Source organism: Streptomyces sp. DSM 120436, assembly GCF_055778765.1.
Genome location: NZ_JBSKBS010000001.1, coordinates 866789 through 878126, shown reverse-complemented (window position 1 = coordinate 878126; position 11338 = coordinate 866789). Strand labels below are relative to the sequence as shown.

Here is an 11338-nt window from a genome sequence, read left to right as displayed (position 1 = left end):
TATGCATTCCGAGCAACTACGCCAGTTTGCCTTCTCCTGACGCAGGAGTCAGCCGTGCGAGACGCCGATCACACGGGGACCGGAGGGCCGCCACGGACTCCCCACGTGTGCGACCTCACCCGTCCAGATCCACCCGGACCGTGAGCAGATCCGCCCCGATCACCCGCACGGCGGCGCTGTTGAAGCGGGGGAGGGTGCGCAGCCGGGCGACGGGGTCGTCCTCGGGCAGCAGACGGGCGGTGCCCGTGTGCCAGCGGCCCCGGACGCGCACCCGCACCCGGGGGTCCGCCTTGATGTTCCGCACGTACTGCGAGCGTTCGCCGAACTCCGACACCAGCCAGAAGGCGTCGCCGACCCGGCGCCCGCCCACCGGCGTGGTGCGGGGCAGGCCGGAGACGCGGCCGGTGGTCTCCAGCAGGGTCTGGAACGGCATCCGGCGCAGCAGCGGGTTCCCCACGCGGCGCTGGAAGGCCGTGGCGACGCGGTACTTGCGTTCGGCGCGAGAAGTCATCGTGGCGCCGAGCCTACCGGCGGCCGAGGAAGACGGGGTTGGTGAAAGCGGCCAAGCTTCCGGGCAGCGGCCCGGCCGGGGCCCCGTGCCGCACCTCCGCGCGCACGTACGCGGCGTACGACGGCGTGGTCCGCCACTCGACGACGCCCTTCCCGCTCGCCGGCAGCGGCGCGGAGGTGTGCAGCACGCCCTGGTCGGTGACGAGCCGGACGGTGCGGCCGGGGGCGCCGGTGACCTCGAGGCGGACGGTCACCGGGGCGTCGTCCGGGACCCGCAGCCGCTCACCGATCCCGGCGTGTTCGCCGCGCGGGCCGGACGCGGAGAAGGCCAGGGAGACCCGCGCGGACTCGGCGACGTAGCAGCGGCCGGCGCGGATGCCGTCCTGGATCGCGCGGCGGCTGAGGTCGTCGGCGAGGACGACGGTCTGCGGCAGGCCGACCACGTCCGGGTCGCGGTGGGCGTCGCTGCTGCCCATGGCCGGAATCCAGTCACGGCCGTCCCGCACGGACGTGACCAGCATGCTGTCCCAGTCGGCCAGCGCCACCTCGTCGTCGGGCGTCCAGGGGCCGTTCCACACCTCGACCGCGTCCGCCTCGCCGAAGCCGAACTTCCAGTTGCACCCGATGCAGGTGGCGTGCGGATGGGCGGGCACGACCAGGCCGCCCGCGCGGCGGATCTGCCGGGCGAACCGTCCGAAGCGGTTGTCGCGGGCCCGGTAGCGCCAGTCGACGAAGGTGCCGGGGTCGGTGCCGAGCGCCACCACGTGCCCGTTGCGGGTGGTGACCTCCTCGCCGAGCAGCACCAGCAGGTCGTCGCCGGCCGCCTCCGCCCAGTGGGCGTGCGCGGAATGGGTGTTGTGCTCGCTGGAGTTGACGAAGTCCAGCCCGGCCGCGCGGGCGAGCGCGGCGATCTCCCCGGGGGTGCGGCGGCCGTCGGAGTGCCAGGAGTGCAGGTGGCAGTCGCCCCGGTACCAGGCCCGCCCCCGTCCCCTCGCCCGCTCCGGCGGGTACACCGGCCGGGACGTCCGGCCGGGCTCGCCGAACGTCAGCGTCACGGTGATCTCGTACGACAGGCCCTGCGGGGCGATCGTGTACGGACCCAGCGCGATGTGCCAGGTGCCCGCGCGGACCGGGCCGGGGAGGTAGCCGGGGGTGGCGTCGTCGGCGCGCAGGAAGAACTCGGTGCGGGCACCGCCGGACCAGCCCCGGAAGCCCTCGCCGCCGAGTCCGGTGCCGCGCTCGTCGAAGACGCCGATGTCCAGGGCGTTGCCCGCGGTGCCGGCCGGGACCTGGGGTCGGTCGTAGGCGTAGGCGACCTTGATCTCCCTCACGCCGTGCGGCACTTCGACGGGGACGTACACGAAGTCGGGTGCGCCGGGCTCCAGGGTGCCGCGCACCGTCCTGGTCCGGGTGCGGCCGCCCTCGGCCGCGGAGGCGAAGCTCACGCTCCCCGACGTAAGCGCGGCGGCGGCGCCCGTCAGGAAGACGGTGCGCCGCCCGATGCCGGTCTGGTGCTCCTCGCACATGCTGCTGCTCCCGGGTGTCGGTGAGGACAGGGCTGGGTGATGCAGGGATGGTGCGGTGCAACCTTCGTATTGAGCAGTGAACTGCCGTGGAAGGGAAGGGAATCGACGGATTTCGGGGCGGGTGGCGGGGGAGCGGCGGGATGAATGCCGACCGGTCGGTATGGACAGGAGGGGGGCGGGCGGGTATGCATGGGACGTCGTCCCGCGTACGAAAGGCCGTCCATGCGCATCGCCGTCACGATCTTCCTCACCGACGAGACGATCACCCCGGTCCGGCTGGCCCGGGAGCTGGAACGGCGGGGCTTCGCCGGGCTGTACCTGCCCGAGCACACGCACATCCCCGTCGAGCGCACCAGCCCCTACCCGGCGGGCGGCGAACTGCCCCGCGAGTACGGCCGCACCCTCGACCCCTTCGTCGCGCTCGGACAGGCCGCGGCCGTCACCGAGCGGCTCGGGCTCGGCACCGGCATCACGCTCGCCGCGCAGCACGACCCGATCGACCTGGCCAAGCAGATCGCGACCCTGGACCACCTCTCCGGAGGCCGGTTCACGCTGGGCGTCGGCTTCGGGTGGAACGTGGAGGAGGCCGCCGACCACGGGGTGGAGTGGCGCACCCGGCGGGCGCTGGTCCGGGACCGGATCGGCCTGATGCGCGCCCTGTGGGCCGACGAACCGACCGCCTACCAGGGTGAGTTCGGCAGCGTCCGGGCGAGCGTCGCGTACCCCAAGCCGGTGCGGAAGCCGCGCGGACCGGTGACCGGCCCGCGCACGCTTCTCGGCGGGGCGGCGGGCCCGAAGCTGTTCGCCGACGTCTGCGCGTACGCCGACGGCTGGCTGCCGATCGGCGGGCGCGGCCTGACCCGGGCGCTGCCGGCGCTGCGCGCCGCCTGGGCCGACGCCGGCCGCGACCCGGCCGCCCTCCAGGTCGTGCCGTACGCGGTCCGGCCCAGCGCGGGGAAGCTGGAGCACTTCGCGGAGCTGGGCGTGGAGGAGGTCGTGGCGCAGCTGCCGGCGGCGGGGGAGACGGAGGTGCTGGGCGCGCTGGACGCCCTCCAGCCGTTCCTGGACGGGCAGGGGTCCTAACCACGCCGAACGTATGCTCACAGCATGACGACTTCCGCGACCACCGGAACCGGCGGCCCGACCGAGAACTCCCTGCGCCGCGCGCTCAGGCGCGCCCGCGACGGCGTCTCCCTGGACGTCTCCGAGGCCGCGGTCCTGCTCCAGGCCCGCGGCGACCACCTGGAAGACCTCTCCGCCTCGGCCGCCCGGGTCCGCGACGCGGGCCTGGAGGCGGCGGGACGGCCCGGCGTCATCACGTACTCCCGGAGCGTCTTCGTCCCGCTGACGCGGCTGTGCCGGGACAAGTGCCACTACTGCACGTTCGTCACCGTGCCCGGCAAGCTGCGCCGGGCCGGGCACGGGATGTTCATGTCGCCGGACGAGGTGCTGGACATCGCCCGCAAGGGCGCCGCGCTCGGCTGCAAGGAAGCCCTCATCACCCTCGGCGACAAGCCCGAGGACCGCTGGCCCGAGGCCCGCGAATGGCTCGACGCGCACGGCTACGACGACACGATCGCTTACGTCCGCGCCATCTCGATCCGCATCCTGGAGGAGACCGGCCTCCTCCCGCACCTCAACCCGGGCGTGCTGTCCTGGACCGACTTCCAGCGCCTCAAGCCGGTCGCCCCCTCCATGGGCATGATGCTGGAGACCACCGCGACCCGCCTGTGGTCCGAGCCCGGCGGCCCCCACCACGGCTCCCCGGACAAGGAACCGGCCGTGCGGCTGCGGGTCCTGGAGGACGCCGGCCGCTCCTCCGTGCCCTTCACCTCCGGCATCCTCATCGGCATCGGCGAGACCTACGAGGAGCGCGCCGAGTCGCTGTTCGCGCTGCGCAAGGTCGCCCGCGCCCACCACGGCATCCAGGAACTGATCATCCAGAACTTCCGCGCCAAGCCGGACACCGCGATGCGCGGCATGCCGGACGCGGAACTGGACGAACTGGTCGCCGCGGTCGCCGTCGCCCGCCTCGTCCTCGGCCCCACCGCCTGCCTCCAGGCCCCGCCGAACCTGGTCGACACCGAGTACGGGCGGCTGATCGCCGCCGGCATCGACGACTGGGGCGGAATCTCCCCGCTCACCATCGACCACGTCAACCCCGAGCGCCCCTGGCCGCAGATCGAGGAACTGGCCGAACAGTCCCGCGCGGCCGGCTTCGAGCTGCGCGAACGCCTCTGCGTCTACCCGGAGTTCGTGCGGCGCGGCGAGCCCTGGCTGGACCCGCGGCTGCGCCCGCACGTCGCCGCGCTCGCCGATCCGGAGACGGGACTCGCCCGCCCGGACGCCCTGCCCCGGGGGCTGCCGTGGCAGGAGCCGGACGAGGCGTTCACCGCGTCCGGCCGCACCGACCTGCACCGCACCGTCGACACCGAGGGGCGCACGGGCGACCGCCGCGCCGACTTCGACGAGGTGTACGGCGACTGGGACGCCCTGCGCGAGGCCGCCGCCCCCGGCATGGTCCCGGAGCGGATCGACACCGACGTGCGCGAGGCGCTGCGCACGGCCGCCGACGACCCGACGAAGCTCACGGACGCCGAGGCGCTGGCCCTGCTGCACGCCGACGGGCCCGCGCTGGACGCCCTGTGCCGGATCGCGGACGACGTGCGCAGGTCGGCGGTCGGCGACGACGTGACGTACATCGTCACCCGCAACATCAACTTCACCAACGTCTGCTACACCGGCTGCCGCTTCTGCGCCTTCGCCCAGCGCCGCACCGACGCCGACGCGTACACGCTGTCGCTGGACCAGGTGGCCGACCGCGCCCAACAGGCGTGGGACGTCGGCGCGGTGGAGGTGTGCATGCAGGGCGGCATCCATCCCGACCTGCCCGGCACCGCCTACTTCGACATCGCGCGGGCCGTGAAGGAGCGCGTCCCCGGCATGCACGTGCACGCCTTCTCCCCGATGGAGGTGGTGAACGGCGCGACCCGCACCGGCCTGTCGATCCGCGAGTGGCTGACGGCGGCGAAGGAGGCCGGGCTGGACACCATCCCGGGCACGGCGGCGGAGATCCTCGACGACGAGGTCCGCTGGATCCTCACCAAGGGCAAGCTGCCGGCGGCGACGTGGATCGAGGTCGTCGAGACGGCGCACGACCTGGGCATCCGGTCGAGCTCCACGATGATGTACGGCCACGTCGACCAGCCCCGCCACTGGCTCGGCCACCTGCGCACCCTGGCCGGGATCCAGCAGCGGACCGGCGGCTTCACCGAGTTCGTGACGCTGCCCTTCGTGCACACCAACGCCCCCGTCTACCTGGCCGGCATCGCCCGCCCCGGCCCGACGGTCCGCGACAACCGCGCGGTGACGGCGATGGCCCGCCTCCTGCTCCACCCGTGGATCCCCAACATCCAGACGAGCTGGGTCAAGCTGGGCGCGGAGGGTGCGGCGGAGATGCTGCGCTCCGGCGCGAACGACCTCGGCGGGACGCTGATGGAGGAGACCATCTCCCGCATGGCGGGCTCCTCCTACGGCTCCTACAAGTCGGTCAAGGACCTGATCGCGGTCGCGGAGGCGGCCGGCCGCCCGGCGAAACCGCGCACGACCCTGTACGGCGAGGTGCCCGAGGAGCGCCGCCGCGCGGCGGAGGCGTCGGACGGGCATCTGCCGGAGCTGCTGCCCGTGCTCGACTGAGACCCGGACCCGGCCCCCGCTCGCAGTAGGATGATCCGACCCGCTGTCGGTAGCTGAGGAGTGCGTACCGGTGTCTGCCCGACTTCCCTCGTGGGCCTGGGTGACCGGGCTGACCACGGGGGCGATAGCCGCGGTGGCGGTCCTGGGCGTCCAGGCGGACCAGGGCACCAAGCCCGTCGCCGCCACCACTCCGCCGAAGGCCGCGGCGACGGCGGACCCCAAGCCGTCCACCGCCCCGCCGGAGGAGACCCGCGCACCGGGCGTGCCCGCCGACTCCGGCACCGGCCGCCGGATCGTCTACTCCCTCGGCCAGAAGCGCGTCTGGCTCGTCGACGCCAGCGACGCCGCCCGCCGCTCCTTCCCGGTGTGGCCCGGCACGGTCTCCCCGGACCCCGGCTCCTACACGATCGGCACCCGCAACGAGGCCACCACCGGCAGCGACGGCGTGCCGGTGGAGCACATCATGTACTTCGCCCAGAAGTCCGGCGTCTTCGTCGCCTTCTCCAACGCGGTCGACGGCTCCTCACCCCCGCCCGCCGACCCCGGCACCCGGACCGGCGGCATCCGCGTCGCCAAACAGGACGGCAAGGCCCTGTGGACCTTCGGCACGGCGGGCACCACGGTGCACGTGGTGGACTAGCCGGCCGTCCCGGCCACCCGGTGTCCTTCGGGTGCCGCGGCGACGCGTGGACGAAGCACACCGTGCGTCGCGCCTCGTCGGCGAGGCAGCGCACCCGGCCGCCCGCCGTGACCTCGTACTCCCCCTGCGGACGGTCCCGGCCGCCGAGGTTCCCCGTGGTGGGCCGGCCCCGCAGGCGGTGCTGACGGTCCGGGTCCGGGCGGGACGTCGGATCCCTGCGCAGGGCCTCGATGCAGCGGCGCGTGGTGCCCGGCGCCCCCGCGCCGAGTTCGCCCCACCCCTTCGCGGCCTCGTTCGCCGCGAAGCGCGGACGCCGTTCGCCGTCCACCGGCGGGGGCGCGACGTCGTCGCCGCGCTCGGGGCTCACGGCGCCGTCACCTCGCCGTGGTCCTCGTCCGGCGGCCGCCGCGTGAGCTTCGCCGTGAGTTCGGGGTGCGCCAGGATGCGGGCGGTCGCGCGCCATTCGGTGACCAGACGGTGCAGGTTGCCGTGGACGTCCGGGTGCGCAGCGTCGTTCGTGGCGTCGATGAGGTCCGCCACGAACTCCTTCGCCTCCTCCGCCGGCAGGTGGCGTACCAGGGGAAGACCGAGGGAAGTGCGCGCAGTACGGCCCGCTCGCCCGCGTCGCTGCGGACGAGGGCGCCGAGGAGCCGGGCGGTGATGTCCGCCGTCTCCTCACGCTGCCGGTCGTGGCGAGCTGTCGTGAGGTGGAGGTCCTCTCCGTCCCGGCGCGTGACGTGCACGCGTTGGACCCGGTCGGGGTCTCGGCGACACGTTTTGAGTTCTTCGGGAGTCCGGAGAAGGCGACCGTTGGTGTGGACACGCCCCGACCGGACTTCGGAACGTATTCCGAAGTCAAGGGGAGCGGTCACTCAGAGCGATCAGTCGTCTGTCGTCGCCCTGCCGGACCGGCCCGAGGTGCGAAAGAATGAGGCCGTCGTGACGCGGGGGAAGGGACGTACGCATGGCGCGCGGGCGGATTTCGCTCCAGGAGCGGGTGCGGCGGCGGACGCGGGCCGGGCTCGTCGCGCGCAGTGCCGAACGGGAGCTGTTCCGGGGTAACTTCGACACCACACCCGAGGACGGACGGCACCGCTTCCTGTTCCATGTGCACGGCACCGCGGGCGTCGGAAAGACTCGCCTGGTCAAGGAGTTCGAGCATCTCGCACGTGAACGAGGCGCGTTGACGGCGTACGTCAACGAGACCTCCGGCTCCGTCCCCGAGGTGCTGGAAGCCGTGTGCCGTCAGTTCGCCGCACAGGGACACCGGTTCAAGGACCTGGAGCGGATGCTCGCCGCCCACCGCGAGCGCCGCCACGAGGCGGAGACCGCCGCCCTCGCCGCCGACGACGCCCGTACCCTCGCCCTGCGCGGCGAGTGCCTGCGCGTCGTCGGACGCCACGCGGAGGCCGCCGCCGACCTGGAGCGGGCCGCCGCCCTCGACCCCGCCGACGCCTACGCCTGGGCCTCCCTCGGAGCGGCCCGCCTCGCCCTCGGACACCCGGAGGAGGCCCGCACCGCGCTCGGCCACGCCCTCGCCCTGAGACCGGACTACGCCTGGGCGCTCGTCCGCCGCGCTCGGGTGGCCCGGGAACTGGGCGACATGGACGGCCGCCTGGCCGCCCTCGACCGCGCCGTCGCCGTGGATCCGGGCTCCGCGTGGGCGCACTGCGAGCGCGGGGACGCGCTCCGCGCCGCCAACCGCTACCGCGACGCCCTGGACGCCTACGACCGGGCCCTCGCCCTCGACCCCGGATACGCGTCGGCGTACGCGAGCCGGGGCGTGGCCCACCACCGCCTGGGCCACCGCGACCGGGCCCTCGCCGACCTGGACCGCGCCCTGGAGCTGAATCCGTCCTACGCCTGGGCGCGCGAGCGGCGCGATGCGGTCGTACGGGACCGCGACGGGTGAAAACCGGCCACTTCCGGCCGCTCGGGTCACACTCCGCACAGCGATCCGGCCTCTGAGCCGGCCGCCCCCGTTCGATTACAGTGCTGGGCGTCGCACGTACGGACGGTCCCGGGGAGGTCTGGGTGGCTGGTACTGCCGGGCCCGTGTGGGGACGCCGTGAGCAGCAGGACTTCCGCAGCCGGGTGCGCGGCACGCTGCTCGGGGCGGCCGTCGGCGATGCACTGGGCGCGCCCGTGGACCGGCTGGACGTCGACACCATCCGCCGGACCCACGGCGCGGCGGGCCTGACCGACCTCGCCCCCGCCTACGGCCGGCGCGGCGCCGTCACCCACCACACCCAGCTCACCCTCTTCACCGTGGACGGCCTGATCCGCGCCCAGGTGCGGCGCGACACCGGCGCCTGGCACCCGCCGACCGACCTGCACCAGGCGTATCTGCGCTGGGCCACGACCCAGCGCGACTGGGGCCCGGACGAGCGGCGCGAGGAGGACGGCTGGCTGGCGCGGGAGGAGTGGCTGTACGCCCGACGCGACCCGGCCCGCGCCCTGCTCATGGGGCTCGGGGACCACACGATGGGCACGCTGGACGCGCCCAAGAACCCCGGCGAGGCGGGTCCCGAGGCGGCGGCGCGGTCCGCGCCGTTCGGGCTGCTGGCCGGCTGGGACCCGCAGCTCGTGGCGCAGCTCGCCGTGGAGTGCGCGGCGCAGACCCACGGCCACCCGGTCGCCTTCCTCACGGCGGGCGCGTACGCGGTGCTGGTGCACGCGCTGACCCGGGGCGACGCTCTGGACGCGGCGGTGCGGCGCACCCTCGCCCTGCTGGCCGCCCGGCCCGGCCACCAGCCGGTGACGGACGCCCTCCAGCGCGCGCTGGGCGCCGTGCGGCAGGGGGCGCCCGGCGCGGAGCGGGTCACGGAACTGGTCGGCGCCGCCACCGCCGAGGGCCTGCTCGCCGCGGCCGTGTACTGCGCGCTGGTGGGGGAGGACGTACGGCACGGTCTGTGCCTCGCCGTGAACCACAGCGGCCCCAGTGCCGCGGCCGGCGCCCTGACCGGCGGCCTGCTGGGCGCCCTGCACGGCGAGACGGCCCTCCCGCCGGCCTGGCTGGCCGAACTGGAGGGCCGTCCCACGGTCCTCGAACTCGCCGACGACTTCGCCATGGAGATGACCCAGGGCCCCGCCCTCCACACCCCCGCGGCCGCCTCCCCGGCCTGGCTCGCCCGCTACCCGCGAGGCGCCTAGGGGGACGCCCCCGGGGCCGCCTCCCGCCGGAGCGCGTCAGCGCAGCTCGTCGGGGCAGGGCGTTCCCCGCTCGCCCCACTTGTACGGGGCCGCCAGCCGGTACGTCCCCGCCTCGGGCGCCAGCAGCACCGTCCACCGGTCGCCGTTGGCGTCCTCCTCCGTCTCCATCAGGCAGCCGTGGACGTTCTCGTACGTCTTCGGCTCGCCCTCCGGGCGGTTCTCGGACTCCTCCGTCTCCCGCGGCGGGTCCAGCGCCTCGCCCTCGGCGTCGACCAGACCCAGCCACGGCGAGTACGGCACCCGGATCAGGATCCGGCCCGGCTTCTCCACGCGCAGCGTCCACTCGCCCTGCTCGGCGCGCTCCACGACCGTGTGCGGCTCCGCCAGCGGGGTCGGCGCCTGCACCTCGAACAGCTGCCAGTTGGCGTCACCCCAGACCTGCTTCAGGTACGGCAGCCCGCCCTGCACCAGCTCCCGCTCCCGCTGGCCGCCGTCGCCGTCCGGCTCGTCCTTCGGCAGCACCACGTAGTGCACGCCCCAGCGCTTCAGCCACTCGTGGTAGTTGGCCGCGTTGAGGGTGTCGTCGTAGAAGAGCGGGTTGCGCTCCATGTCGGCCTGCCGGTTCCAGCCGCGCGCCAGGTTCACGTACGGCGCGAGCGCGGAGGCCTCGCGGTGCGAGCGGGCCGGGACGACCTCCACCCGGCCCCGCTCGGCGCCGACCTCCTGGAGCTCGTTCACCAGCGGCGCCAGCTCACGCGCCCAGGAGGCGGCGGGCGTCGTGTTCACCACGTCGTTCACGGACTTCACGCCGATCCAGCAGGTGAAGCCGACCACGGCGACGACCAGCGCGTACCACCTGCGGGACCGGGGCTCGGCGAACGGCAGCGCCGCCACCAGCACCACACCGCCGAACAGCATGGCCAGCCGGGTCATGTTCGACCCGATCTGCGAGCTGATCAGCCAGACCAGCACCACGCCGAGCCCGTACACCGCGGCCGTGATCCGGACCGTCCTCCAGTCCTTCGGCACCAGGACGTACACCAGCACCGAGTAGAGCAGCGGCAGCACCACCGAGCCGAAGCTCATCGGCTGCGTGCCGGAGAACGGGAACAGCCAGGCCGACACCGCGACCACCGCGCTGGGCGCGAGACCCAGCGCCCACGCGCCCGGCCGGCGCTTCTGCAGGAACAGCGCCACCGCCACCAGGCCCACGAACAGGCCGGCGACCGGTGAGGCCATGGTCGCGAGCGCCGCCAGCGGGGCCGCGCACAGCGCCTTCGCCCAGCGCTTGTACCGCCACCGGTGGGGCCAGCAGAAGACGACCGCGACGGCGCCGAGCCCGAACATCGTGCCCAGCCCGTACGTCACCCGGCCCGAGGCGGCGTTGCACAGCAGCGCGAACACGCCCGCCAGCGCGGCCCACAGGGGGTTGCGCACCGACGAGCTGCGCAGGAGCACCAGGGTCAGCAGGCCCGCCGACACCGTGCCCGCGATCATCATCGTGGTCCGCACCCCGAGCAGCGACATCAGGTACGGCGACACCATGCTGTACGACACCGGGTGCATCCCGCCGTACCAGGCGAGGTTGTACGCGGAGTCGGGGTGCCGGCCCACGAACTCGGCCCACGCGTCCTGAGCGGCGAGGTCGCCGCCGCTGTTCGCGAAGGTGAAGAACCAGAGGACGTGCAGCAGCCCGGCGAGCGCGGTGACCGACAGCACCGGGTGGCGCAGCATGCGGGCCCGCACGGCGAGGACGGCGGCCCCGACGCGGCCCGGGGGGTCGTCTTGGGAGTCACGCCGGGGGTCCCCCTGA

General features: G+C 74.3%; 9 protein-coding genes. 5 read left to right on the top strand and 4 right to left on the bottom strand.

What is annotated here, in order from left to right:
* Positions 1-115 precede the first annotated feature (115 nt).
* Both ACWH4W_RS03915 and ACWH4W_RS03910 read right to left on the bottom strand, forming a co-directional pair.
* Positions 116-511: a nitroreductase/quinone reductase family protein gene (locus tag ACWH4W_RS03915; protein WP_473074433.1), complete on the bottom strand. Its 396-nt coding sequence runs from the start codon at positions 509-511 to the stop codon at positions 116-118.
* 13 nt (positions 512-524) lie between these two features.
* Positions 525-2036, bottom strand: coding sequence for a CehA/McbA family metallohydrolase (locus ACWH4W_RS03910; RefSeq protein ID WP_473074432.1), 1512 nt, complete (start codon positions 2034-2036; stop codon positions 525-527).
* Between the two features lie 222 nt (positions 2037-2258).
* On the opposite strand from ACWH4W_RS03910, the gene ACWH4W_RS03905 reads away from it, so the two are divergent.
* The 3 genes from ACWH4W_RS03905 (at position 2259) to ACWH4W_RS03895 (ending at position 6372) form a co-directional block, all read left to right on the top strand.
* Positions 2259-3119, top strand: coding sequence for an LLM class F420-dependent oxidoreductase (locus ACWH4W_RS03905; RefSeq protein ID WP_473074431.1), 861 nt, complete (start codon positions 2259-2261; stop codon positions 3117-3119).
* Positions 3120-3143: 24 nt separating this feature from the next.
* Positions 3144-5732 carry a bifunctional FO biosynthesis protein CofGH gene (locus ACWH4W_RS03900; protein ID WP_473074430.1) on the top strand — a complete coding sequence of 863 codons (2589 nt, stop codon included), beginning with the start codon at positions 3144-3146 and terminating at the stop codon, positions 5730-5732.
* Positions 5733-5802: 70 nt separating this feature from the next.
* Positions 5803-6372, top strand: coding sequence for a hypothetical protein (locus tag ACWH4W_RS03895; protein WP_473074429.1), 570 nt, complete (start codon positions 5803-5805; stop codon positions 6370-6372).
* A 363-nt stretch (positions 6373-6735) separates the two neighbouring features.
* Here the strand turns inward: ACWH4W_RS03895 and ACWH4W_RS03890 are convergent, their stop codons facing one another.
* Positions 6736-6912, bottom strand: coding sequence for a hypothetical protein (locus tag ACWH4W_RS03890; RefSeq protein WP_473074428.1), 177 nt, complete (start codon positions 6910-6912; stop codon positions 6736-6738).
* 424 nt (positions 6913-7336) lie between these two features.
* Here ACWH4W_RS03890 and ACWH4W_RS03885 point away from each other — a divergent pair, with 424 nt between their 5' ends.
* Entirely contained in the window at positions 7337-8284 is a 948-nt protein-coding gene (locus ACWH4W_RS03885; protein ID WP_473074427.1) for a tetratricopeptide repeat protein, read from the top strand.
* A gap of 122 nt (positions 8285-8406) precedes the next feature.
* Complete coding sequence (locus tag ACWH4W_RS03880; RefSeq protein WP_473074426.1) at positions 8407-9525, top strand: ADP-ribosylglycohydrolase family protein; 1119 nt, start codon at positions 8407-8409, stop codon at positions 9523-9525.
* Between the two features lie 36 nt (positions 9526-9561).
* On the opposite strand, the gene ACWH4W_RS03875 is transcribed toward ACWH4W_RS03880, so the two are convergent.
* Positions 9562-11259, bottom strand: a complete 1698-nt coding sequence (locus ACWH4W_RS03875; RefSeq protein ID WP_473077408.1) for an MFS transporter — start codon at positions 11257-11259, stop codon at positions 9562-9564.
* Between the last annotated feature and the right edge of the window lie 79 nt (positions 11260-11338).